The sequence below is a fragment of the Patiriisocius marinus genome (assembly GCF_008974325.1).
In the GTDB taxonomy this organism is placed as follows: Bacteria; Bacteroidota; Bacteroidia; order Flavobacteriales; family Flavobacteriaceae; genus Patiriisocius; species Patiriisocius marinus.
In genome coordinates, this window is the sequence record NZ_BKCG01000001.1 from 329,691 (window position 1) to 354,377 (window position 24,687).

The following is a 24,687-nucleotide window of genomic DNA, read 5'->3' on the forward strand; positions in this document are numbered from 1 at the left end:
AAGTCTGACTTGTAAATTTTTGTTAATTGGATATATCCGAAATATTCCTGTTTATAATTGAAGTTAAATGACGAAACCCATTAGCTCCTGCGACAAAAACAGGTTTATTTTATAAAAATTTTAACTGTATTTTTGTTCTTTAAAATTTCAGAATATGTCCAAAAAAAAGCCCTTAATCCTAGTGACGAATGACGACGGAATTACTGCACCAGGAATTAGAGCACTCATTGAAGTAATGAACACTATTGGTGAAGTTGTTGTTGTAGCCCCAGATACTCCTCAAAGTGCTATGGGTCACGCAATAACTATCAATGACACTTTATACTGCAACAGTATTAAAGTAGCAGAGCATGAACCTCAAATTGAGTTTTCTTGTAGTGGAACGCCCGTAGACTGTGTAAAGTTAGCAGTAAATGAATTACTTGATAGAACCCCAGATTTATGTGTAAGTGGTGTTAACCACGGAAGCAATTCTTCTATTAATGTTATTTACAGTGGTACAATGAGTGCTGCTGTTGAGGCTGGAACCATCGGGATTCCTTCAATTGGTTTTTCATTACTTGACTATTCGTTAGAGGCAGATTTCGAACCTGCAAAAAAATACATTAAATTAATGGTTAATGAATGTTTGCAAAACGGACTACCAGAAGGAGTTGTTTTAAATGTAAACATCCCTAAACTACCTGAATCTGAAATTAAAGGTGTAAAGGTTTGTAGACAAGCAAATGCGCATTGGGAAGAAAAATTTGACAAACGCACCAATCCTCTTGGTCGTGATTATTACTGGTTAACTGGCGAGTTTATTAATAAAGACAAAGGAGAAGATACTGATGAATGGGCACTAGCAAATGGTTATGTTTCTGTAGTACCTGTTCAATATGATTTAACTGCACATCATGCGATACAAAACATCAACACATGGAGCCTAGACTAACCGAAAAAAAACAAAAACAATACCTATTTAAAGAAATTTTTATAGGATTCATAGTTGGATTACTTGCTACTTGCTTAGGAGTTTTTATCTGCCTAGTTGTAATTTCAATACTCAAAGGCACTGGCATTGTTGATACGTTCAATTTTTATATCAATAGCGGTAAATTATGGACAGTACTTACTTTAGGTGCCTTACCTAATTTAGCTGCTTTTTTTGGTTTCTTAAAGATTAATAAAGAATACAAAGCGCGTGGTGTTATTTTAGCCACCTTTATTGTAGCAATTACAGCATATATTATTTACTTTACGTAATAAAAAATAACCAAAACTACCCAATGAAATACTATATCATCGCAGGAGAAGCATCAGGAGATTTGCACGGCGCAAACCTCATGAAAGCACTCAATAAAAAAGATGATCATGCTGAGTTTAGGTTTTGGGGAGGCGATTTAATGGAAGCACAAGGTGGCACCCTTGTTAAACACTACCGTTCGCTTGCATTTATGGGTTTTGCTGAAGTACTAATGAATCTTCGCACAATCTTAAAAAATATTACAACGTGCAAAAAAGATATTGAAGCTTATCAACCTGATGCGATAATTTTTATTGACTATCCAGGCTTTAATCTTCGTATTGCAAAATGGGCAAAACAAAAAGGAATTCCAACACACTATTATATTTCACCTCAAATATGGGCTTGGAAAGAAGGACGTATTAAAGAAATAAAAAGAGATGTTGATGAAATGTATGTTATTCTCCCATTTGAAAAAGATTTCTACGAGGACAAACATAAATTTCCCGTCCACTTTGTAGGGCATCCACTTATTGATGCTATAGCAAATAGAGACGCTGTAAACCCAACTAAATTTAAGCAAGAACACGGCTTAGATGATCGCCCTATTATTGCATTACTACCAGGAAGTAGGAAACAAGAAATTAGTAAAATGCTTGATGTAATGCTTAAAGTAACTAAGCAATTTGAAAATCACCAATTTGTAATTGCAGGTGCACCAAGCCAAGATGAAGCTTTTTACAGACAATTTATTAAAGAGCAGAAAATATACTTACTACAAAATAAAACATATGAGCTACTCTCAGTCTCTCAAGCTGCTTTAGTAACTTCTGGAACAGCAACATTAGAAACCGCACTCTTTAAAATACCACAAGTGGTGTGCTACAAAGGAAATAGAATTTCATATGAAATTGCAAAGAGAGTAATAAAACTAAAATATATATCACTAGTAAATCTAATACTTGACAAAGAAGTTGTAACGGAGTTAATACAAACCGAATTTAACGAAAAACGTTTAAAAGTTGAATTAGACAAAATATTAGATCCTAATAACAGAGCTGCACTTTTTATAGAATATTACAACCTCGAGAAAAAACTAGGTGGAATAGGTGCTAGCGACAAAACTGCTCAATTAATTTATAGCAGTCTTAAAAATAAAGTTGACTAAAAGTCGTTTTCTAATAAGGACTAAATTCTAAACACAAAAAACTAGCTGTTCCATATGAAAAGATTATTACCACTAATACTACTTCTACTCTTAATAACTTCATGTGGTAGTTCTAAATCTACATCAAACAATACTTACAAAAAAGAACGAACTTCATCAAGAACTTCGCACAAAGCCGCTTCAAATAATATTATTGATTATGCTAGAACTTTTAGAGGCACACGATATAAATATGGCGGAACAACCTCCAGAGGTATGGACTGCTCTGGTTTAGTATATGTTTCTTTCGGAAATGAGAATATTCAAATGCCACGTGTTTCCAGAGAAATGGCAAAAAGAGGAACTAAAATTTCACTTTCAAATGTAGCCGAAGGAGATTTAGTGTTTTTTAGAACAAACAAAAATAGCAGAAATATTAACCACGTTGGTATCGTTACAGAAACTAACGGAGGAGGTATTAAATTTATTCACTCCACCACTTCAAAAGGAGTTATAGAGTCCTCTTTAGATGAACGTTACTGGAAAAATGCATTTGTTCAAGCACGCAAAATTCTATAAATTTTGTACATTTAACTCAGCTCCCTACTTTATACGCAGTAACCAAACTGTTTATCCACCTCAATAAAGTTATTTTATTAATTGCTATTTATTACGCTACAGGTATTGTTGCTAGCAATTTTATAGTATTTGAAAGTCTAGAAATTCTTATTTGGACTATCATTGGGACGATTTCCTGTTTAACAATACTTTGGTTATTACTTCGGAAATTTTACTTTCGGAATATATTATTTGGTGCTTTAGCAATGGTGCTGTTTCTATTAATTGGAATACTCTCATTTCAAGCTAGACTACCTGCGCATCAACCAAAACATTTCGAATGTTTTTTATCTGACGAAAACCAAAAATTGGTTGAATTTAAAGTGCTTGAAATATTAAAAAGTGACACTTACAATTTCAAATATATTGCACAAATTAACAAAGTAGGATCTTTTAAAACTACTGGAAAGGTTTTGCTTTCATTGCAAAAAGACAGCTTAAACACGCCACTAAACATAGACAACTCTATACTAGTTAAAACTTTAATTGAAAGAGCCCCCTACTCAAAAAACCCTTATCAATTTGAATATAAAAACTACTTAAAAACTTTAGATGTATATCACCAAACAAGAATTAAAGCTTCGGAAATTTTAAAAATTTCAACCACTGAAAAAACCATTAGAGGTACCGCTGAAAGTGCAAGAGAATTTTTAATCCATAAACTTTCTGCTACACCAATACCAATTAGAGAAAGAGCAATAATACAAGCGCTAGTACTGGGACAAAAGAGAGATATTGACAAAACACAATATCAAGAATTTGCTGCGGCAGGAGCTATACATATTTTAGCCGTATCTGGACTTCACGTTGGAATTATATATTTCATACTATTATTTATCACAAAGCCTTTACAGTATATAAATTACGGGCGCGTTATTCAATCCTTGTGCATCATTACAAGTTTATGGACATACGCATACATAACGGGGCTATCGCCTTCGGTTTGCCGTGCTGTAACGATGTTTTCATTCCTAGGCTTAGCAACACTATCAAAACGCAAAACTAACACTGCTAACACCCTATTATTATCATTCATTTTTCTTTTAGTTTACAACCCAATGCTCATATTTCATGTTGGTTTTCAAATGAGCTATATGGCAGTGTTAGCTATAATCATCATTCAACCTAAACTCTACAACTTTTATACACCTCGCAATTATTTTAAAAGACTATTTTGGGGAATCCTCACTGTTACAATTGCAGCACAAATAGGCATTATGCCTTTAAGCTTATATTATTTCCATCAATTTCCTGGATTATTTTTTATATCTAACTTAGTGATTCTTCCTTTTCTAAGTTTAATTCTAGGCGGTGGAATTTTAATTATACTACTAGCAGCCGTTAATTTTAGTTGGAATTGGGTTTACTTATCGTATGGATGGATTGTACGCCAACTAAATAACTTTATTAAATGGATTTCTCAACAAGACAGCTTTCTGTTTACTGACATCTTTTTCTCTGCTGAAATGCTCATAGCTTCATACTTTTTACTCTTCAATTTTATATTATTTTGGAACAAACAATCATTTAAAAGAATAACATTAATTTTAGTTAGCATATTAATGATAACTGGAATTTTTCATTGGCAAAATCATAAAGACTTAGAAAGCGAATTAGTCATTTTTCATAAATCTAAAAATTCACTAATAACTATTAAAGAAGGAAATAATCTACAAGTAATCTCAACTGATTCAATAAATCTGAAACATGAGTATCCACTAAAAAGTTACATAATAGAACGAAACATCACAGAAATAAAATATTTAAAATTTCAGAATATATTTACATATAAGAATCAATTATACACCATAGTTGATAGTACAGCGGTCTATTGTGCTAAATTCCAAAACGCAATAGTAGTTTTAACTCAAAGTCCAAAAGTAAATTTAGAACGTTTAATTGACGGCCTTCAACCATTACAAGTTATCGCAGATGGAAACAATTACCAAAGCTATGTTGAACGATGGAAAAAGACTTGCTTAAATAAAAAAATCCCTTTTCATAGCACGTACGAAAAGGGTGCTTATAATATTGATTGAGAATACTAAAAAGTACCTTTAAAATTATTTTGATATTCTTCCCAACTTTCTCTTGTAGTCAATTCTTTATAATCATCACTTGCTATCATTTTAAGATATATCTCTAATTGCTCTGGTGTTTTGTACCCTGGCAATGCTTGGATTAAAGTACCATCATCTGTAAAAAAAACTAAACTTGGATATCCCCTTAACTTGAGTGCATCAGCAAAAAAATGTGTAGAATTCCTTCCCTTTTTATCTTCTCTATATCTAGGATTTGTATAGGTAAAGCCTTTGTGTGTAATCTCGTCTGGTCCTTCAGCATTAAATTTTACTGCGTAATAGTTGTTGTTAATATACTTTATTACTTTTTTATCACTAAAAGTGTTTTTGTCTAACATTTTACAAGGTCCACACCACAAAGTATAGACGTCCATAAATATCTTTTTAGGAGTTATTTCCTGTGCCGCTAATGCTTCGTCCATTGACATCCAATTAATACCTTCTTGGGCATTTACTGTAATTGCAAACAAACCTATTATTGTAATTAATAGTAATTTTTTCATAGTTACTGAGTCGTTAACATTTATCAATACTTACCCTTTAAATACAGGCACAAAATTCTCCGTATAGGTATTAAATTCCTCCTGAGTTTTTAATTTTAAATAAGTCCCTTCAGCAAAGAGTTTTAGATACACTTCAAGTTGTTGTGGTGTTCGGTAACTTTTAAGTGCAGTAAGAAGTTCACCTTTTTCGTTTAAAAAGACAACTGTAGGGTAAGCACGAATACTTAAATGTCTAGCAAATTGATGCTGCGAATTTCTTCGTGTTGCTTTAGCTGGGTCGTAATTTGGGTTTCCAAATTCATTTTCCATATATACTACAGGCTCATCACCTTCAGCATTAAATTTTACTGCATAGTAGTTATCGTTCATATAATCAATTACATCCGTATTGCTAAAAGTTTTTTTATCGAGAAGCTTACAGGGCCCACACCAGTTAGTGTACATATCAATAAAAATTAACTTTGGATTTTCAGCTTGAGCCGCTAATGCATCATTCATTGACATCCAATTAATTTGCTTTTGAGCCATCATCGAAGTGGCAGTGAATAGCGCTATTAGCACGAATATATTTTTCATAAACAAAATTTGATCTTTAAATACTAAATGTACTGAAACAAAAAACGTTCCACAAAATGGAACGTTTTTTATAACAAATAATTGTGTTTTATAATTATCTAATACCGTGCATTTTTTTAAGTAGAAACTTATTAAGTATCAACATTATTACACCAGCTCCTATAGGAATTAGGGTGAATATTAAAAAGAAGTATGACAATCCTTTTTCCTCTAGAATAGGATCCATATAACTACCCGTTATACCGGCAGCAGTATTAGCAATAAAGTTAGCAACAAACCAAACTCCAAACATTAAACCAATAAGCTTAACTGGCGCTAATTTACTTACATACGAAAGTCCTACCGGAGATACACAAAGCTCTCCTAAAGTATGTAGCAAGTAAGCTACAATCAAGAAAATCATACTTACTGATGCCGTTTTAGCTCCTAATGGAATTCCCATTGAACCGTAAGCTAATACACCAAAACCTAATCCTAATAAAATTAAACCAATAGCAAATTTAACTGGTCCTGTTGGGTTCAATTTACTTTGCCATAATTTAGAAAATAGTGGTGCAAAGGCAATGATGAAGAATGAGTTTAAAATACCAAACCAAGACGCTGGAACCTCTGAAGAATCAGCATTAAACTCTCTTACTAACATCCAGATTACAATACCCCAAATAATAACAAAACTACTTCCTAATAAAATATTAGAAATTGAATATTTTGAATATGTCTGTTTAAATAGCATCGCTAACACCCAAGTAATAATTAACATTGGCACAACAGTAAGTATCGTGTTAAAAACTTTAAAAATCATTGCTCCATCACCTACCAATAAACGGTCTGTATAATCTGCAGCAAAAATTGTCATAGAACCACCTGCTTGCTCAAAAGCCCACCAGAAGAATATTGTAAAGAAGGCTAATATACCAATTACAATTAATCTATCCTTTGTTACTTTGCTTGAAGCCGCCTCTTCCATTGTATCCTCAATAGCGTCCTTTGTATCTTCAAAAGTATTCTCAATAGCATCATCAAAATCTTGTGAGTTTTTAGGAGAAAGTCCTATTCTTCCAAAGATAGTTTGTGCGAAATAAAACTGTAGCATTCCAAAAAACATGAAAATACCAGCTAATCCAAATCCATAATGCCATCCCACAGATTCACCTATGTAACCACATAATAGAATTCCTAAGAAAGCTCCTGCATTAATACCCATATAAAATATAGTATATCCTGCATCCTTCTCTTTTCCTTGGTTTTTGTATAACTGTCCTACCATTGAAGAAATATTCGGCTTAAACAAACCGTTTCCTAAAATCAACAAACCAAGGCCCAAGTAAAAAAATGGATTTGCAATACCTTCTAATGCCATAGATGCATGACCTAATGTCATTAATAGAGCACCTATCAAAATAGCATTTCTATAACCTGTTAGTTTATCTGCGATTAAACCTCCAAAAATTGGAGTAATATAAACTAGCCCTGTATAAATACCATATAACACTAATGCTTCAGAGCGTTCCCATCCCCAACCTTCGTCAAGCATTGAAGCCACTAAAAATAACACTAAAAGTGCTCGCATACCGTAGTATGAAAATCGCTCCCACATTTCTGTGAAAAACAAAACAAACAGACCTGACGGATGCCCTAGCACCGTACGCTGATTTGTTTCTGAACCTCCAAATTTAAATTCCATAGTTTAATTGATTATAGTTGATTATAAATTCTCTTTAATAAAATTAGTCATTTTTGTATATAAGTGTAATCGAGTGTTTCCACCGTAAATACCATGATTTTTGTCTGGATAAATTGCCCAATCAAATTGCTTATTTGCTTGCACTAAAGCTTCAACAAGTCTTGTAGTATTTTGAACATGAACATTATCATCAGCACTACCATGTATTAGTAAAAAATCCCCTTTTAATTTATCTACGTGAGACATTGGCGAATTAACATCATATCCACTAGCATTCTCTTGTGGCGTTGTCATGTAACGCTCTGTATAAATGGTATCGTAAAATCTCCAGCTTGTAACTGGTGCAACAGCAATAGCCATATTAAAAGTATCAGCTCCTTGAAACAAACAATTACTAGACATAAAACCTCCATAACTCCATCCCCAAATTCCTATCCTTTCAGAATCAATATAAGACAACTCTCCTAATTTTTTAGCTGCTGAAATTTGATCCTGAACTTCATACTTCCCAAGTTCGTTTTGAGTCACTTTTTTAAAATCACGTCCTTTCAAACCTGTCCCTCTACCGTCAACACAAACAACAATATATCCTTGTTGCGCTAACATTTGATGCCAATAATCATTTGAACCATTCCAGCTATTTGAAACATTTTGTGATCCTGGTCCAGAATATTGATACATAAAAAGTGGATACTTTTTTGAAGCATCAAAATCTAATGGCTTAATCATATACATATTAAGATCATTGCCATTTACAGCAATAGTAGAAAATTCTTTAGCCGAAATTTTATAATTCGACAATTGTTCTTTCAATTTATTATTGTTCTTGATTTCTCTTACAACAGTACCCGACTTAGCATCATTTAACGTAAACATATAAGGTGTATTTACATCATTAAATGTGTTTATATAGTAAGTAAAATCTGCACTAAATGCTGCGCTATTTGTTCCCGCTTTAGTAGATAGTAATTTTTTATTTTTTCCATCTACACCTATACTATAGACACCACGATTAATACTTCCGTTTTCAGTGCTTTGATAATAAACTGTTTTCGATTTTTTATCAAAACCATAATAGTTAGTCACTTCCCAATCTCCAGAAGTGATCTGCTTTTTTAACATTCCATTTTTATCATAGTGATAAATGTGGTTCCATCCATCTTTCTCACTTGTCCAAATAAAACTATTATCATCAAAAAACGTAAGATTATCTGTTACATCAACATAAGCAGCATCTTTCTCTTGACGCACTAAATTTGTATTATTCTTTCTTGCATCAACAAAAACAAGATCAATTACATTCTGTTTTCTATTAGTTAATTGAACACTTAAAATAGTAGCATCCATAGTCCACTCTAATCTAGGAATGTAATAACTGTTGTATTTACTTAAATCAACATTAGTTGTTTTAGACGTCGCTAATTCATAAAGATGTAAACTTACTTTAGCATTAGCATCTCCAGCCTTAGGATATTTAAATACTTGCTGCGAAGGATACAATTCAGTTCCATAAACATCCATAGAAAATCGAGGCACTTCACTTTCATCAAACTTTACATAGGCTAATCTCTTTCCATCTTTACTCCAGTCAAAAGCTCTTACAAAAGCAAATTCCTCTTCGTATACCCAATCAGTAATACCATTTATAATACTGTTTTTTAATCCGTCTGTAGTAATTTGAGTTTCTATACCTGAAGCTAAATTCTTTATAAACAAATCATTGTCACGACCATATGCAACCTTTGTCCCATCTGCATTAAGCGTCGGCTCTTGTATTTTCTTTTCAGAAATCAACGTAAGCTTTTTTGATACCAAATCATAAACATAAAAAGTACCTAACGATGACCTTCTATAAATTTGCTCAAGCTGAGTAGCTATGATTAACTTAGACTCGTCATCACTAAACTCATACGAAATTATATAATCTATACCGTCAAGATCTTTTGAAGAAACTAAGGTTCGAACTTTCTCACCGCTCTTATAATCGTAAACATCTACTGTCGATGCAGCAAGGCTTCTATCATAATTCAAAACAGCATATTCTTTCCCGTTTTGTAATGAACGTAAAACATCTAGACGTTCGGTCCTGAATGCTCCCCCCCATATTTCTTCTAATGTAATGTCTTTTTGTTGCGCCGTTGCTGTAGAGGTAACTACTAAAAATAGTAGGAATAAACGACTGAGGATTGTGTACTTCAAACTGTTAAAATTTTGTTCTCACAAGTTTAACAAATTTTAAGCAAACTAGCCTTAGATTTACTGTTAAATCCACTATTAGCCCTTGTTCCGAAACTTTCGAAAGCAACTTAATCTCAATATTTGAGAATTCGACACCACTGCCTCACAAGCATCGCATTTTCAGTATCTTTGTAATCTATAACAAAGGCACCATGAAGAACCCCGTTTCTGGATTTTCCAAATTAACAAAAACCGAAAAAATAAATTGGCTAACTACGCATTATTTTGAAGGCAATATTTCGGCTAAAAACACTTTAGAACAATATTGGAACACTAATTTATCATTGCAGAAACTACACGATGATTTTATAGAAAATACCATTTCAAATTATTATTTGCCCCTGGGCGTGGCTCCTAATTTTCTAATTAACGATACACTGTACACCATCCCAATGGTCATCGAGGAAAGTTCAGTTGTTGCTGCCGCAAGTAACGCAGCTAAATTTTGGTTAGAAAAGGGCGGTTTTAAAGCCGAAATAATATCCACAACTAAAAATGGGCAAGTTCATTTTAATTACTTCGGAAATTTTAATGATTTGCAAACTTTCTTCAATGAAACAAAGCCCGCATTAATTTCAGGAATAGAGACACTTCAAACCAACATGAAAAAACGTGGTGGCGGTCTAATCGACATTACACTTGTTGATAGCACTAAAAAACTCGAAGGATACTATCAATTACATTGTACTTTCGAAACATTAGATGCTATGGGAGCTAACTTTATTAATAGCTGTCTTGAAACAATAGCGACAATATTTGAATCAAAAACACAAGAATACACACCCTTTAAAATTTCAGAAAAAACACCTGAAATAGTGATGAGTATTTTGTCAAACTTTGTACCTGAATGCACCGTTAAAGCATCAGTTTCTTGCCCTGTTGAGTCTTTAACAGTTGGTAAGATTTCAGGTCAAGTATTTGCCGAAAAGTTAACTAGAGCCGTTGCAATTGCAAAAGCCGAACCTAGAAGAGCAGTTACACACAACAAAGGTATTATGAATGGTGTGGATGCAGTGATACTCGCCACGGGAAACGATTTTAGAGCCGTTGAAGCGGGAGTTCATGCCTTCGCTGCAAAAAATGGAAACTATTCTAGCTTAACACATGCAGCTATCGAAAATGGAATATTCACATTTTGGATTGAGTTGCCACTAGCACTTGGTACCGTGGGAGGATTAACCTCTTTACATCCTTTAGTGAAATTTGCTTTCGACTTATTACAAAAACCAAATGCTAAAGAATTAATGAAGATAGTAGCAGTTGCTGGTTTAGCCCAAAACTTTGCTGCACTAAAATCATTAGTCACTACGGGAATTCAAAAAGGGCATATGAAAATGCACTTAATGAATATATTAAATGGACTTAATGCAACAAGCACAGAAAAAGAACAAGCAATAGAGCACTATAAAACTAATCCAGTTTCGCATAGTAATGTAGTTACATTTATTTCCAACTTACGCGATATAAAATAATGACTAAATCAACTACATATTACAGTAACGGAAAACTCCTTTTAACTGGAGAGTATGTTGTTTTAGATGGTGCAGACGCATTAGCAATCCCTACAAAACTAGGGCAAAATCTCAAAGTTTCAATTGTTGACACTCCTGGTTTACATTGGAAAAGTTTTACCAACAAAAACCAATGTTGGTTTGAAGCATTTTTTGTACTCTCTACTTTAGAGAGTACATCTACAGATCCGGTTGCAAAGACATTAACTGTTATTTTAAAAAGTGCAAGATCTTTAAATTCTTCATTTCTAATAGACAATATTGGCTTTGAAGTAAGAACAACATTAGATTTTGACAGATCTTGGGGATTAGGCTCTTCTTCCACCCTTATTAACAGTATTGCCAGCTGGGCAGGTGTTGATGCATTTACCTTATTAGAAAAAAGTTTTGGCGGTAGTGGTTATGACATTGCTGCTGCTCAAAACAATACTCCTATCATTTATACAAAAAGAAAAAAGTCAGTTGATATACGTAATGTGTTTTTAGATTGGGATTTTAAAGACAGTATTTATTTTGTTCACCTAAACAAAAAACAAGATAGTAAAGAAGGGATTTCAACTTATAGAACAAAGCCAAAGGACTTAAAAGTTATAGAAGCTATTTCAGCAATTACAAATAAACTTTTAATGTGTTACACCTTAAAAGACTTCGAAACTTTAATGCAAGCACACGAAACACATATTTCAAAACTTACAGGCTTAGCAACAACTAAAAGCAGACTGTTTTCAGATTATCCGCACACAATTAAAAGTTTAGGAGCTTGGGGTGGTGATTTTATACTTGTCGTTTCTCCAAATCAAAATTTAGAATATTTCAGAAATAAAGGATACACCACTATCATCCCTTTTAACGAAATGATTTTGAATAAATAAACTCAGAATAGCACATACTAAAAAAGCCTTCTCAATTTTTGAGAAGGCTTTTTTAGTATGTGCTATTGTTATTAAAACATATTCGCTCTGTTATCTTCAATATCAGATGCTTTTTTAAGCGCTTGATATACTTTAGTATTTACAGCAGGAGTAGCTGCGTTATTCAATTGGTTAGCATACATTGAGTATGTTTCAAGATCAGGCGCATTATTTACTGCAACAACCTTTACTTTAAATACTCCTTTTTCTCCATTGATTAATCCTGTAGTTTCACCAACATTTTTAGCGAAAGCTGCTCCAACTACTGCTGGTTCTGCTCCTGCTCCTGGTAATGTAGGTGCAGCCATTGTAATTGCTGTAGCATTCTGTACAGTAACACTTTGACTTGACGCAACATCTTGAAGCGACTCACCTGAAATAGCTGCTCTAATTTTCGCTGCTTTTTTCTCGTTACGTAATTTAGGAGAAACAATTGCTGAAGCTTCTGCAACACTCATTAAGCCTTTAGGGCTTTTTCTTGTTAATTGAGCAATTACATATCCATCTGCAGTACTAAATCTTTTAACATCTCCTACTTCAGTTTCCTCATTAAAAGCCCAGTTTACTATGGTACGGTTGTTACCAACACCTGGAATATTAGCATCTAAGGCACCAATTTTATTTACTGGCTTTAATGCTAATTCTTGTGACTTAGCAACCTCTGCAAAATCTCCTTTTTGAGAAGAAACTTCAAATTTAGAAGCTTGAGCAAAAACATCATTTAAAGTTGTCTCACTAGCCTCAACCTCTTTAGTAATAGTCGCTACTTTAATTGCCTTTTGCTTATTTCTTTGATCCTCAACACCAACTACGTGAAAACCGAAATCAGTTTCTACAACTCCTACTGTTCCTGTTGGATTTTCAAATATAAATTTATCAAAAGCAGGAACCATTCTTCCTGGTCCAGAGAAACCAAGATCACCACCTTTTTCACTATTAGATTTATCATCAGAAAAAGCAATAGCAAGTTCTTTAAATTTAGAAGGAGCTCTCTTTATAGCTGCATTTAAGCTGTCAGCTAATTTTTTAGCATCTGCCTTAGAACGAGTAATTGCATCTGAAGCTCTTAAAGAACCACTATATCTAATTAATATATGCTTAGACTGAACTGAATCTGGCATTGTCTTCTCAGCAATCACTTTGCTTATGTTATTTGTATTCCCAAACTTGTATGGACCATAGATAGCTCCTACAGGAGTTGCGAATAATGTATCAGCGATTGATGCCGGTAAATCCTTTTTAAAGAAATAACGATCCTGAAATGCTGCATCACTATTTGCATTAACAAATTCAGCATAGTTAGTAGTATTCTTAAGCCCTAAAACTGTTTCTGTTTGGTTTGTCGCTTTGTTATAAACCTCTTTATCATTTAAGAATGATAAGATATCTTTTTCTGCGTCTGCGATATCTGCACTAGAAGGTGCTTCGCTAAATGATACATATTGAATATCAACTTGTGGGGCAACTTCAAATTCACTTGCATGATTTTTAACGTAACTTGTAATGTCAGCATCTGTAACTTCTACATCAGCATCTGGAATTTTTGTATAAGGAACAAAAACAAATTCTAAGTTACGTTTATCATTTTCAAAACGGTATTGCTTTTCACCCTCACTTAATGTGCTGCGTAAACCACCACGTATCATATTATAATACGTATTTTGAAGTGTAATTGACTTAATACTTTCTTCGTAATCTAACCAAGATTGGTAAGCAGAAGGATTTGTCAATTTCACATTAGCCACATATTCCTGAACTTTCCCAGGACTATAGTTTCCATTTGCATCTTGAAACGTTGCGTTAGTTGCAAGTCCATTACGCATTTCATCTTCTAATTTTTCTGGCTGAGCAGTTAAACCTAATAATTCATACTGCTGTTGTTGAAGCACAGTTCTTAGTTCTCTATCCCAAACTGAGTTAATTGCTTGCGCAGTCGTTCCATTTGGACCTAAAGAACGTTGAGTTGTCTCCACTTTTTTCATAAACGCCTCTCTAGGCATATTTTCACCATTAACAGTAGCTACCGTCGTTAATGACTTTTCAGTTGAAAAACCACCATTTCTAATTACATCTGCTAGGATGAAAGAGAAAAGCGCTAGCGCGATTATAATAATCAAGAACACTCCTCTTTTACGAATACTATTTAATATTGCCATTTTAAATTTTCTATTACAGACTGTATATCATATAGCAGCCCACATTAATTTAGTGGGCGAAAATACCATTTTCCCTGCATTTATAAAAACAGAATAGCTAAAAAATGATTGCTTAAAAAAGGGAATAAAATAATTAGAGAAAAAGTGCAGCAAACATCACTAGTAACGGAGTACTTCTGAAATTTTAAATATTAGAAGATTGCTATGATTCAGAAGTGGCAGGACTTAACTTCACAAGGTCTATTTTAGTGTTTGAAACTTCAAGAATTTCAATTTCATAATCTGAAATTTTTACTAACTCGCCTTTTTCCGGAATTCCTTCCGTTATATGAACTATCATTCCACCAAGGGTTTCATAATGCTCACTATCAGGAAGATCTAGTTTTAGCATTTCATTTAAATAATCTACTTCATGTCGTGCAGACAATATGTAAACTCCTTCTTCCAAAAGTTCCTCAATTAGCTCAATACTATCGTGTTCATCTTCTATTTCACCAAAAAGCTCTTCAATAATATCTTCCACAGTAATAATACCACTGGTACCACCATATTCATCTACCACTACAGCTATACTCTTATGCTTTTTACTTAAAATATTCAGCACATCTTTAGCTAACATGGTTTCAGGAACAAACACCACTGGCATCAATACCTCTTTAATGGTTTCCGGTTTCTTGAACAATTCGAAAGAATGTACATACCCTAAAATATCATCGATGTTTTCTTTATAAATAAGAATTTTAGAAAGTCCTGTTTCAGAAAAAATCTTGTTTAAATCTTGTGGTGTAGTTTTTAAATCAACGGCAATAACCTCTGTTCTCGGAATCATTGTTTCGCGAGATTTAATTTCAGAAAAATCTAATGCATTTTGAAAAATCTGAATTTCTGTATCAATTTCATCCTCTACTTCAACAGAATCCATTTGCTCACTAATATAAGCTCCCAATTCAATTTTACTAAAACTAAGCTGGACAGTATCGCCTTCTATTTTAAAAATATATTTTAGAACTAAATCTGATATCCAAATAATAAACTCAGAGATAAACGTAAAGAAAATGTAGAAAAAGTAAGCAGGCACTGCAAAGATTTTAACTAAGTCGTTTGCATAAATTTGAAAAAACACCTTAGGCAAAAACTCGGCAGTCAACAATATCACAATGGTAGAAACAACGGTTTGTATCAACAATCCTGTCGCTCCATCAATGGGAATATAATCCATTAACAACTCCCCCATAAAAAAACCATAAACAACAAGCGCTATATTATTACCAACAAGCATTGTAGCAATAAACTTCGACGGCCTTTTTGTAATTTTCTTTAATACACCAGCGAGAAAGTTATTTTGTTTTTTCTCAATTTCAATATGGATCTTGTTAGAAGAAACATACGCAATCTCCATCCCCGAAAAGAATGCGGAGAAGATTAAAGAGAGTATTATAATAATTAAATGGTATTCCATTTGGTTGACGACAAAAATATTAGGTCAGCTTTTTGAAGTACTCGACAAAGATAGCATGTGTTTTGGTATTAATGCGAAAAGCACTCCTCATTTATAAGAAGTGCATTGTTAATATTATTGATGTTTACTATTTCAGAAAAACTACTTTTTAATTACAAGCATTTTTGTTGTAATGTTTCCTGTAATTGTTTTCATTTTTAAAAGATAAACACCTTCTTCTAAATTATCAATAGCTATTTCATTACAGGTTGTGCAAGAAACAACTAATTTACCTTGATAATCGTAAACACGAGCATTTACTATTTGTTCATCTTTAGAAAATGACACGATGCTTGATGCAGGATTTGGGTATACTTTTATTTCTGAAATATCAAAATTTGAAACACTAAGCAATGGGTCATTAATACGATACAAACCATCATCCGTTGAAAAATAAAAAAATATTCCATCGTGAACTATAGAAAACAATGTACTTTCATTTTCTGGAATAATTGATGTAAATACCGTTGCTACTGTTGCTGGAAATACTCCATTAATATCAGCACGATACACAGCGTTGTTTTCATTAGAACCCAAGTAAAGAAAGCCTCCATTTTTAGCAATAGTAATTATCCTGTCTGGAGTTATAGCCACCAATTCTGGTTGTGGATTTGCACTTGTTAAATCCAATCTAAATATTTCAAAATCTATAGGCGCCGTAAAGCTTGATTGCGAACTGTAATACAAAAAGTCGCCAATTATTTCTGTATTAAAAATAGGCAATGGCGAAGATGGTTCGTAAAAATTTTGTAGGGAGTTATCTGCATCATCTGGATTAAAAGAGATTATTTGAGGAGCCGTTGTAGTAAAATACACCTTATCATTATAATAATCCATTCCGGCAACCTCTAACTCAAATGTACCTAAAGGTGTAAAATTAGGGACAGCACTACCATTCAATGGTGCTTCCCATAGTTGCCCGTTAAAATCTGACAAATACATTTGTGTCGCATCCTCATTAATCGCTGCTCTCAAAAATGAGTTATCTGTAAGTAGCCCAGAAGCAATAACTGCACTAGGAAAATTTGGATTATCTATAGCTACTAAAGCAGCCTCTTGATTAAGACCGCTGCGTATTAATGTAGTACCATCAAGAAATAACTCCCCAAGGTTTTGGGGAGTTATTTCTTGATGGTAAAGGCAAATAATAGTGTAATAAAAACTAAATGTATCTTTTTCATAGTTTATTTTTATAAACAAGGCCCCTCACAGGGTATTGTGTTTTCAAAATCTTCTTGGGTAATTTCAAATTGAAATTCATTATTGCCTATTGAAACGTAGTTGCCATTCCTTAGAAGATTTCTTAATATTGGTTCTGAGAAAAATCCAAAACCTACATCTTCTTCGCTAAAACTACTAGTCAGCATCTTTTCTTCATTAAACAAAATTATTATTTCACTAGCATTTAGAGATGACGCAGCTGTACTTTCATTAGGAATTTCATTTGGCAAAGGTCCAGTTGTTTCAATTACATCACCTACAAAAACTTCTAACGGCATCAAATTGATTAATTCTGGCTCTTCATCAGCAAATAAAAAAATGACAAGTTTAACGTTTTCAGGAGAAACATTTTTAACAGAAAATATTTTCTTAGTCATTGATGTTTCAGGAAAAGGCTGGCAACTAAACACAAATAAACCAATAAATAATTTTATTAAATTCCTCATTATTCCCAATTATTATAAACAAGGCCCAGCACAGGGCGCTGCGTTATTAATATCTTCCTGGGTGATGGTATACAACAACTCATCATCACCTATTTGCTCATAAGACCCAACTCTTGTAGGGTTTCTGTCTATTGGATTAGTGAAAATATTCTCTCCATTAACTATATCAAATGAGTAGCTTATTATTCTATTGTTATCAAATACAAAAATTATAGAATCTCCTTTTAAAGAAGTTATAGGCATAATACTTGAAGGGTCTACGTAATAATCTTCATTACTAGATTCAATATTATCACCCCTAAAATTTTCTTGAGGTTGTAAAAAACTAATCTCAATTTCTTCGAGATTAGTCTTAAATGTTCTTTGTATAGAAACCTGTTTATCAGTATCGTTTTTGATAATACAAGTAAGATTAAACATTTCTGATTCAGGAAATGGCTGACAACATATAAAAATTGAAGCCATTAATGTTAAAATAAATAATTTCATTATTCCCAATTATTAAAAAGTTGTGGTAAAGATAATTCAGTAATATTGGCCGTTTGATTTGCTAAGATTAACCTCCATTGTAAAAAAGTGTTAGCACCATCTATAGCATTTTCTAATTGACCTAGAGTATAACCTGAAACATTATCTATTGGGAAAGCCCCACCATAATCTTGTCTTTGATTTTCATCATCTATCATATCCCTACCAGCTGAAGTATAGTATTCTTCTCCAGCAGTTGTAACAAATTGATGATTATCATTCTTATAATTATAATTATTCTGTCCAAATTGATTTACATATCTATTAAGAACTATTTCTATTTCTACGGTAGTTGCCCAAGTTTCTAATAAACGACGTGCCGATTGATGATCTGAATTACTTGGATCATTACAACCTGAAAAAGTTACGCAGGGTAATACATAACCTCTGGAAACTAATGAAGAATAGCGTGTAGGATCTAAACTTCTGTGTGCACTATGAGCTAATTCGTGAATGGTTGTTCCATATCTTTCTTCTGTATTATCGCTCCATTCCTTAATCTTAATTTTTGGTTGAAAAGGAAACAACAAAAAGTTAAACTCTGGTATATGAGAAGAAGGACCATCTTGTTCTAATGCAGCAATTTTCATTTGAGAACGCCCCGCTCCATTAGTTTGAGGTCTATGTGTACCTAAAGTATTTCCGTAATAATATTCGTGGGTTGCTTCATGGATTATAGCGTGATACGCATCCTCACCTCCTGTAATAACTTTATTCCAATTTTGCTGCTTTACGTTAAGCCCTCTTAACTCTGCCTGTAATGTAAGACCGTCACGAATACTAAAGTGATAACGCTCCTACTGCACAACATACCTTGCTTTCCCTCTAACATAATCAGTTGAAAAATATCCGTTTATATCTGTAATAGCCTGTCTAACGGTAAATAGTTGTCTCATCAACACTTGCACTCCGTCTAAAGGTATTACTAATCCCTGAGTATCAGGTAACGTTTCGCACTCCGTAACATACGTCCATATAATACAATCCATATCAATCACACCACCATCAGGCATTCTTTGACTTTCTGGGCACTCTGAATAATCTGCGTAAGCAAGCGTTGTGCATTCTTCACCACCAGGGGTGATACCAGCATGTTGATCAAACATACTTATGCTCCCTGAAGGATACCATTTTCTTCCAAAAATAAAAATACGATTTGCTGTTCCATCTGTAGTAAAACAACCTCCATCTTCTAACAGTAAATTTTCCTGACCTCTTAAAGAATAGGCTTAGCATAAAAGATGATGCAATAAATCTTCCTTATTACCTATTACCGTTTCTCTAGTAAGAAACTGCCCTTCTTCTTCAAAATATAAATCTTGTTCTGGTAAATATAAATCACCCAGTACTTCGTGAGTAACATTTGGTATTGTTTTATCAACTGCTATTGTTGCAAAATACTCTGGCATATAATCCTCAAACGGTACTGTTCGAGATTCAAAATAAGATTCTGCAAAAATATAGTCTAAAGGATAATCCGCTAAAAATAAGGTACTATCTCGCTTTAAAATCGCAAATTCTGTCTCAGATTGTGGAGTGAATTTAACATATTTATGAGAAGTTGAAATTTCAAAATCATCAAAACCGTAAGGATTTCTTTGGTCTGGTGTGTAATCAAACAATATGTAAGTGCCTGCTTCAATTTTATCCTTAATTATCTGCAAAGCATCCTTCATATTATTCACATCATAAGGATTTTGTAATTGCACACCTCCTGCGTAAGGATCAAAATTAGTTGGAGATTGCCCATTTTCATTATCAGGAAGTAAATCGTCTTGTGTGCAACTGGAAAGGAGTAAAAGTACCATAATAGCCATTAAGCCATTAAGCCATTAAGCCATTAAGATAAAACATTTTTGGAGATTTTTTCATATTTATTTAGATAAAATTTATGTTGATCGCAATTTATCACTAAATAAAACACCTCCATTACGGTTTTCCGTAATCATAGATTTCATAAACTAAAACAAAAGGTTTTTACACCTAGCCTATTGACAAGTAATTAAAAAATTATTCATCTTTCTTTGTATATCGTTCTTCAGTCATTTTTCTAAACTTGCGTTTAAAAAAGAACATAAATACCGCTACAATTGCAAAAAAGATAAACATATACGCTCTACCACGATTTTCATCCCAAAGGGTAAAAACTAAATAACCAGCCGCGATAGCCATTATTATATATGCGTATTCAAATAATTTATAAATCTTGCTTCCCATCTTCTTGTATTTCTTTTTGATCTATTAATTGTACTCCTGTATTTTTACGTGATAAAAACTCGGTAAAATCTTGACTTGAATCAAAACGTGCACCATCGTTATACGATCCATCTTTAAACTTGATTTGATAAGGCTGATCTGTAAAAACCCATTTATTATTTTGATCCCAATATAACTGAGATGCTTTTAAAACAAGACTATCACTTGTGACCAACACTACATTATCACGAAGATCTATCATACCTGTGCCATTAAACCTAATAGCATAGTCTGATGTTACCGTACTACGTTTTCCATCCTGCCAAAAACGAACTTCTATACCTTCAGGAAATTCTTGATAAGGAAAATCGTAATTAGAATAATCAAGTAACGCTTCAGCTAGAAGGTTAGTAACCACCTTACCACTATCTGTGTACTTCAAATTAATTTCCTTTCCCATGGCTAATGGAGCGTCATCTTTAATAGACAATTGCTGTTTGTCCTTATAGCTACCATCACATGCAAAAAGCGTGACAGCCATAGAAATGGCTATCACGCTTTTTAGTGAATGTGCTATTGCACTCATATATTATAAATTAGGTACTCTTACGCTACCACCAACCCAACATCTAAGTGAGATTGTTTTTCCTTGCATACCTTCGTTAAAGATATCAACCTTTTGTGGCGCTCTACCTCTATAACTTGCTGCTGCTGCTCTCGCATTAGCTGCAATTGAAGGATCAACACGTGCTGCTCTATCTGCAAACTCAGCTGCTTTCCAGTTAACTGCTCTTTTTTCAAATGGTGTTCCACCACAGCTGTTTGAGCTTGAAGCAATCATTTGAGCTATTTTCAATAATGATCTACCATCACTTGGACGTACATCAAGTACTTTATTATAGTACTTTCTTGCTTCTCCGTAAGTTCCAGCCTTACGCTTTTCTTCTGCTATTTTGTAGTAGATACGCGCTTGTTTGTTTGGGTCTGACTGCATTCCTGCAGACTGCTCAAAATACTCTAAAGCTTTCGCTCCATTTCCTTTTTGGGCTTCTAATTGACCTAAATACATTTTAGTATCTGCAGAAGGCTCTAATCTATCTAACTGTTCAACTAATTGAATAAACAATGGGTCATCAGTACAATCTTTTCCTGAAAGTCTTCCAGCTGCTCCACGAATCCAGTTGATATCATTTTTCTTAGCCTCAAAGTCTTTTCTGTATAATGGAACTAAGTTAGGACAGTCTGCAACGTTACCTAATTTAGTATCAACACTACCTTTTACTTTACCAAAAATAGTTAAGTTTTTTTCGTAAGCATTCATACGCTTCTTATCCTTAGAACTTAAAGTTTCTCCAGCTTCTTCTCTATCAATATACTGAGTAAGTTTTTGAGCTAACTTACCTTCTTCAAGTTCCATTTTTTCCTTTACCACATCGTAAAGATTAAAAACATCTTGTAAGTCTTTTTGACCTTCAGTAAATAAATCTTTTGCTAATGAAAAGTAAGTATATAAACCTTTAGGGCTAGAAAAACTAGCTGCATCAGTTTTATAAGCATTATCAAATGCATTAAACTGCTCTAATTTTGTTCCTATTTCATTATCGTAACGAACTTGAGCAAGATCAGCTAATACATCTCCTTCTTTGGTTTTAGCAGGATAGTATTGCATACGCAAACGCATATTTTTTTCAAGCTCAGTTATTTTAGACTTATCTCCTTTTTCAATAAAGTCTTCAAACATTTTAGCACCATATTGATAGATAGCCATAGTGCTTTGTGGACATTCTGCCACTACTTTGTCGTAATGCTTATATGCTTCTTGATAATTTTTTGCTTTTGCTGGTTCAGTAAACATAGAAACCTTAGCGATACAGTCTTGCCCTTGAGCGAAGAGTGAGCCACTAAATGTAACTGCGAATAATGCTAGTGTTAATATTGCTTTAATTTTCATAGTGATGGTATTAATAGGTTAATCTAAATATCGTTTGTCAAACCATTTATCATTTAATGATAAACTTAAGAATGTGTTGAAAAAGTTTTCTTGTATCAATCCTGCATCTGTAGTACCTCGTCTTCCTAACTCAAATCCTACATTAACATTAGAGAATAATCTCCCAACTGGTAGTCCTAACCCAAAAGATATGCCAAACTCATTTATCCCCTCTCCATTGATGTTAATACCAGTCTCTTCAAAACGTATTCCAGCCCTATAAACAACTCTATTATAGTAGTTTCCAAGAGAATTATAGTTAGGAATAAAAAAACCACCAATCTTAAACTTAGAAGCATCAGTAAACTCTACATTTTCTAATTCAAACGTTCTATTTGTAAAATTACTTGTTTTTTGGTCGTTGTATTCAACACCAACAAACCAATGCTTTGGTTTCCCAATCCCTAAACCTAATGTGTATTGTGATGGAAATGTAAAATCTGTATTTGCAACATCCACTTCCACCTCATTCCTAACAACCTCAGCGCCAGATTCAAGAACAAAAACCGTAGCTCTTTGTCTTGAGTTATCGCTACTAAAATTAGTTTCAGGTGTGTAAGTTGCCGCAGCAGTTAATTGTAAATTGTCCGTCACCATTGTTTTGTAACGTGCACCAAAATTAAAACTAAAACCTAATAAGTCAGATCTATTAGTTTCGCGTGATGCTAACTCAAGCCCTTCAGTTTCACTAAATGATGTGTTTTGAATATTTCCGAAGTTATAATTGGTATCTATACCCAAACTAAGTTTAGGAGTTACCTTATAAGCAAAAGTGATAAACGCTTTATTTAAACCACCTTCTCCTGTAAATCGAGAAGTTATATCACCATCTGTAGTTTCTAAATCGTACCCAACTGATGTATAAGGTATAATACCAAAACTAGCAGCTAATTTCCCCATAGGAATACCAACAGCTATATAATCAAGACTTGTTGTAGATTGTTTTTGCTCTTCAGAGCTTGTTTTTTGAGTCACATATTTATGACTTCCACCTACTGAATAGTTTATCAAACCTAAATCTGATAATCCTGCAGGATTCTGGATGCTCGTGTGGATACTATCGCTAAAGACACTTATGCCTCCCATCGATCTATTTTCAACAGTTCCTTTAAACTTCAACGTACCAATTCCGTAGAATGAGTATGGAGAGGTTGTTCCTTCCTGAGCTATAGATATGCTTGTAATGAGTATAAATACTCCTAAAATAATTCGCTTCAACATCAATCGTTATTTTGTTCTAAAATGTAATTCAAGCCTTCTAACAGAAATTTTGAGTTGGCAAAGATGTCATTTTTTAATCTATCTCGCAAAAAATCAGTGTCTCCACCAGTTAAAATAATTGTTAAATCGGCATATTGTTCCTTGTATCGTGAAATTGCCCCGTCAATCTCGTCTATTGTACCCAAAATCACACCCACATGTATGGCATTATTTGTAGAATTACCTACAAATGTTTTTGGAAATTCAGATTTTAATAGAGGTAAGTTGGCAGTAAATTCATTTAAAGCCTTGTATCTCATGGAAAGCCCTGGTGAAATGGCACCTCCCAAGTATTCATTTTCTGAATTTAAAAAATCATATGTAATTGCGCTTCCAGCATCAATAACTAACACATTATTCTTCGGAAATTTTAATGCGGCGCCAGCAATTAGTGCAATTCTATCTACTCCTAGCGTTGTTGGGGTAGCATATAAATTTTCAAAAGGGATATTACTTTTATGACTTAGTTCGTGAACTTTATATTCGCGTTTAAGTAAAGCCAAGTCATTTTCATTTAATTTTCCCGAAGCACTAATAATACACCTATCAACTTTAGGAAAATGCACTGTTATATAAAGCAGCGCCTCTTTTACCTCACTTGAAGTGTACACATCCTGGTACAGCATTTGCCCATCATCAAAGACGGCAATTTTGTTTCGGGTATTCCCCACATCGATTATTAAATTCATAGGCTAACGGAAAGACGACAAAAATACAAGGTTATTTCAAGAGGTAGCAATTAGTTTCAAATTTGAATTTATTTAAAATATTTTTCGATCCTCAAACCTTTAGAAACGAAGTAGTTTGAAAAAATTGTAAATAAAAATGCTATTTTTCCTAAAATAAATTTTGCTTAATTCTAAATAGTACTATATTTGCAGCCGCTAAACTCGTTATA

General features: G+C 33.4%; 24 protein-coding genes. 7 read left to right on the top strand and 17 right to left on the bottom strand.

Translation table 11 applies throughout. The features are described from left to right. Nucleotides 1-154: 154 nt before the first annotated feature. From surE to GBH57_RS01470, 5 genes are all read left to right on the top strand, one after another. On the top strand, nt 155-934 hold the full coding sequence (gene surE, locus GBH57_RS01450) for a 5'/3'-nucleotidase SurE (RefSeq protein WP_151672275.1): 780 nt from the start codon (nt 155-157) through the stop codon (nt 932-934). Beyond that, complete coding sequence (locus tag GBH57_RS01455) at nt 919-1,245, top strand: hypothetical protein (protein ID WP_151672276.1); 327 nt, start codon at nt 919-921, stop codon at nt 1,243-1,245. Before surE ends, GBH57_RS01455 begins: the two co-directional genes overlap by 16 nt. A 23-nt stretch (nt 1,246-1,268) precedes the next feature. Then, the gene (gene lpxB, locus GBH57_RS01460) at nt 1,269-2,393 is read left to right on the top strand and encodes a lipid-A-disaccharide synthase (RefSeq protein ID WP_151672277.1); all 1,125 of its coding nucleotides are present in this window, start codon (nt 1,269-1,271) and stop codon (nt 2,391-2,393) included. A 54-nt stretch (nt 2,394-2,447) separates the two neighbouring features. Continuing rightward, complete coding sequence (locus GBH57_RS01465; protein WP_151672278.1) at nt 2,448-2,951, top strand: C40 family peptidase; 504 nt, start codon at nt 2,448-2,450, stop codon at nt 2,949-2,951. Between the two features lie 161 nt (nt 2,952-3,112). Next, complete coding sequence (locus tag GBH57_RS01470; RefSeq protein WP_262714250.1) at nt 3,113-5,029, top strand: ComEC/Rec2 family competence protein; 1,917 nt, start codon at nt 3,113-3,115, stop codon at nt 5,027-5,029. A gap of 5 nt (nt 5,030-5,034) precedes the next feature. Here the strand turns inward: GBH57_RS01470 and GBH57_RS01475 are convergent, their stop codons facing one another. From GBH57_RS01475 to GBH57_RS01490, 4 genes are all read right to left on the bottom strand, one after another. Continuing rightward, nucleotides 5,035-5,574 (bottom strand): thioredoxin family protein, encoded by a 540-nt coding sequence (locus tag GBH57_RS01475; RefSeq protein ID WP_151672280.1) that lies wholly within the window; start codon nt 5,572-5,574, stop codon nt 5,035-5,037. Nucleotides 5,575-5,604: 30 nt separating this feature from the next. After that, nucleotides 5,605-6,150, bottom strand: a complete 546-nt coding sequence (locus GBH57_RS01480) for a thioredoxin family protein (RefSeq protein ID WP_151672281.1) — start codon at nt 6,148-6,150, stop codon at nt 5,605-5,607. A 94-nt stretch (nt 6,151-6,244) separates the two neighbouring features. Further along, nucleotides 6,245-7,834, bottom strand: coding sequence for a peptide MFS transporter (locus GBH57_RS01485; RefSeq protein WP_151672282.1), 1,590 nt, complete (start codon nt 7,832-7,834; stop codon nt 6,245-6,247). Between the two features lie 21 nt (nt 7,835-7,855). Then, nucleotides 7,856-10,033, bottom strand: coding sequence for a S9 family peptidase (locus tag GBH57_RS01490; RefSeq protein ID WP_151672283.1), 2,178 nt, complete (start codon nt 10,031-10,033; stop codon nt 7,856-7,858). A gap of 191 nt (nt 10,034-10,224) precedes the next feature. Here GBH57_RS01490 and GBH57_RS01495 point away from each other — a divergent pair, with 191 nt between their 5' ends. Both GBH57_RS01495 and GBH57_RS01500 read left to right on the top strand, forming a co-directional pair. Then, nucleotides 10,225-11,544 (top strand): hydroxymethylglutaryl-CoA reductase, degradative, encoded by a 1,320-nt coding sequence (locus GBH57_RS01495; RefSeq protein WP_151672284.1) that lies wholly within the window; start codon nt 10,225-10,227, stop codon nt 11,542-11,544. Next, nucleotides 11,544-12,455 (top strand): GYDIA family GHMP kinase, encoded by a 912-nt coding sequence (locus GBH57_RS01500; RefSeq protein WP_151672285.1) that lies wholly within the window; start codon nt 11,544-11,546, stop codon nt 12,453-12,455. The genes GBH57_RS01495 and GBH57_RS01500 overlap by 1 nt, the downstream gene beginning before the upstream one ends. Before the next feature lie 71 nt (nt 12,456-12,526). Here GBH57_RS01500 and GBH57_RS01505 read toward each other — a convergent pair whose 3' ends face one another. From GBH57_RS01505 to GBH57_RS01565, 13 genes are all read right to left on the bottom strand, one after another. Next, the gene (locus GBH57_RS01505; protein ID WP_151672286.1) at nt 12,527-14,650 is read right to left on the bottom strand and encodes a peptidylprolyl isomerase; all 2,124 of its coding nucleotides are present in this window, start codon (nt 14,648-14,650) and stop codon (nt 12,527-12,529) included. Nucleotides 14,651-14,852: 202 nt separating this feature from the next. Continuing rightward, a complete protein-coding gene (locus GBH57_RS01510; protein ID WP_151672287.1) occupies nt 14,853-16,109 on the bottom strand; it encodes a hemolysin family protein in 1,257 nt (418 codons plus the stop codon). A gap of 141 nt (nt 16,110-16,250) precedes the next feature. Further along, nucleotides 16,251-17,348, bottom strand: coding sequence for a T9SS type A sorting domain-containing protein (locus tag GBH57_RS01515; RefSeq protein WP_151672288.1), 1,098 nt, complete (start codon nt 17,346-17,348; stop codon nt 16,251-16,253). Next, nucleotides 17,339-17,815, bottom strand: a complete 477-nt coding sequence (locus GBH57_RS01520) for a hypothetical protein (RefSeq protein WP_151672289.1) — start codon at nt 17,813-17,815, stop codon at nt 17,339-17,341. Before GBH57_RS01520 ends, GBH57_RS01515 begins: the two co-directional genes overlap by 10 nt. 12 nt (nt 17,816-17,827) lie before the next feature. Then, nucleotides 17,828-18,304: a hypothetical protein gene (locus tag GBH57_RS01525; protein WP_151672290.1), complete on the bottom strand. Its 477-nt coding sequence runs from the start codon at nt 18,302-18,304 to the stop codon at nt 17,828-17,830. Continuing rightward, nucleotides 18,304-18,933 (bottom strand): hypothetical protein, encoded by a 630-nt coding sequence (locus tag GBH57_RS01530; protein WP_151672291.1) that lies wholly within the window; start codon nt 18,931-18,933, stop codon nt 18,304-18,306. The genes GBH57_RS01525 and GBH57_RS01530 overlap by 1 nt, the downstream gene beginning before the upstream one ends. 207 nt (nt 18,934-19,140) lie before the next feature. Then, nucleotides 19,141-19,449, bottom strand: a complete 309-nt coding sequence (locus GBH57_RS01535; RefSeq protein WP_151672292.1) for a hypothetical protein — start codon at nt 19,447-19,449, stop codon at nt 19,141-19,143. A 123-nt stretch (nt 19,450-19,572) separates the two neighbouring features. Then, nucleotides 19,573-20,151, bottom strand: coding sequence for a hypothetical protein (locus tag GBH57_RS01540; protein WP_151672293.1), 579 nt, complete (start codon nt 20,149-20,151; stop codon nt 19,573-19,575). Nucleotides 20,152-20,353: 202 nt separating this feature from the next. After that, entirely contained in the window at nt 20,354-20,560 is a 207-nt protein-coding gene (locus GBH57_RS01545) for a hypothetical protein (protein WP_151672294.1), read from the bottom strand. Continuing rightward, nucleotides 20,541-21,125, bottom strand: a complete 585-nt coding sequence (gene lptC, locus GBH57_RS01550; RefSeq protein ID WP_151672295.1) for an LPS export ABC transporter periplasmic protein LptC — start codon at nt 21,123-21,125, stop codon at nt 20,541-20,543. Before lptC ends, GBH57_RS01545 begins: the two co-directional genes overlap by 20 nt. Before the next feature lie 3 nt (nt 21,126-21,128). Continuing rightward, nucleotides 21,129-22,490 carry a tetratricopeptide repeat protein gene (locus GBH57_RS01555; RefSeq protein ID WP_151672296.1) on the bottom strand — a complete coding sequence of 454 codons (1,362 nt, stop codon included), beginning with the start codon at nt 22,488-22,490 and terminating at the stop codon, nt 21,129-21,131. An 18-nt stretch (nt 22,491-22,508) separates the two neighbouring features. After that, nucleotides 22,509-23,750, bottom strand: coding sequence for a BamG family beta-barrel-assembly machinery protein (gene bamG / locus GBH57_RS01560; RefSeq protein ID WP_151672297.1), 1,242 nt, complete (start codon nt 23,748-23,750; stop codon nt 22,509-22,511). After that, nucleotides 23,750-24,478 (bottom strand): type III pantothenate kinase, encoded by a 729-nt coding sequence (locus tag GBH57_RS01565; protein ID WP_151672298.1) that lies wholly within the window; start codon nt 24,476-24,478, stop codon nt 23,750-23,752. Before GBH57_RS01565 ends, bamG begins: the two co-directional genes overlap by 1 nt. Between the last annotated feature and the right edge of the window lie 209 nt (nt 24,479-24,687).

Coding starts and splice junctions, on each gene's coding strand:
- surE (WP_151672275.1), top strand. CDS start 155: ATGTCCAAAAAAAAGCCCTTAATCCTAGTGACGAATGACGACGGAATT.
- GBH57_RS01540 (WP_151672293.1), bottom strand. CDS start 20,151: ATGGTACTTTTACTCCTTTCCAGTTGCACACAAGACGATTTACTTCCT.
- GBH57_RS01535 (WP_151672292.1), bottom strand. CDS start 19,449: ATGTTTGATCAACATGCTGGTATCACCCCTGGTGGTGAAGAATGCACA.
- bamG (WP_151672297.1), bottom strand. CDS start 23,750: ATGTTGAAGCGAATTATTTTAGGAGTATTTATACTCATTACAAGCATA.
- GBH57_RS01525 (WP_151672290.1), bottom strand. CDS start 18,304: ATGAAATTATTTATTTTAACATTAATGGCTTCAATTTTTATATGTTGT.
- GBH57_RS01500 (WP_151672285.1), top strand. CDS start 11,544: ATGACTAAATCAACTACATATTACAGTAACGGAAAACTCCTTTTAACT.
- GBH57_RS01520 (WP_151672289.1), bottom strand. CDS start 17,815: ATGAGGAATTTAATAAAATTATTTATTGGTTTATTTGTGTTTAGTTGC.
- GBH57_RS01485 (WP_151672282.1), bottom strand. CDS start 7,834: ATGGAATTTAAATTTGGAGGTTCAGAAACAAATCAGCGTACGGTGCTA.
- GBH57_RS01455 (WP_151672276.1), top strand. CDS start 919: ATGGAGCCTAGACTAACCGAAAAAAAACAAAAACAATACCTATTTAAA.
- GBH57_RS01555 (WP_151672296.1), bottom strand. CDS start 22,490: ATGAAAATTAAAGCAATATTAACACTAGCATTATTCGCAGTTACATTT.
- GBH57_RS01545 (WP_151672294.1), bottom strand. CDS start 20,560: ATGGGAAGCAAGATTTATAAATTATTTGAATACGCATATATAATAATG.
- GBH57_RS01495 (WP_151672284.1), top strand. CDS start 10,225: ATGAAGAACCCCGTTTCTGGATTTTCCAAATTAACAAAAACCGAAAAA.
- GBH57_RS01465 (WP_151672278.1), top strand. CDS start 2,448: ATGAAAAGATTATTACCACTAATACTACTTCTACTCTTAATAACTTCA.
- GBH57_RS01530 (WP_151672291.1), bottom strand. CDS start 18,933: ATGAAAATTGCTGCATTAGAACAAGATGGTCCTTCTTCTCATATACCA.
- GBH57_RS01510 (WP_151672287.1), bottom strand. CDS start 16,109: ATGGAATACCATTTAATTATTATAATACTCTCTTTAATCTTCTCCGCA.
- GBH57_RS01505 (WP_151672286.1), bottom strand. CDS start 14,650: ATGGCAATATTAAATAGTATTCGTAAAAGAGGAGTGTTCTTGATTATT.
- GBH57_RS01480 (WP_151672281.1), bottom strand. CDS start 6,150: ATGAAAAATATATTCGTGCTAATAGCGCTATTCACTGCCACTTCGATG.
- lpxB (WP_151672277.1), top strand. CDS start 1,269: ATGAAATACTATATCATCGCAGGAGAAGCATCAGGAGATTTGCACGGC.
- GBH57_RS01475 (WP_151672280.1), bottom strand. CDS start 5,574: ATGAAAAAATTACTATTAATTACAATAATAGGTTTGTTTGCAATTACA.
- GBH57_RS01565 (WP_151672298.1), bottom strand. CDS start 24,478: ATGAATTTAATAATCGATGTGGGGAATACCCGAAACAAAATTGCCGTC.
- lptC (WP_151672295.1), bottom strand. CDS start 21,125: ATGAGTGCAATAGCACATTCACTAAAAAGCGTGATAGCCATTTCTATG.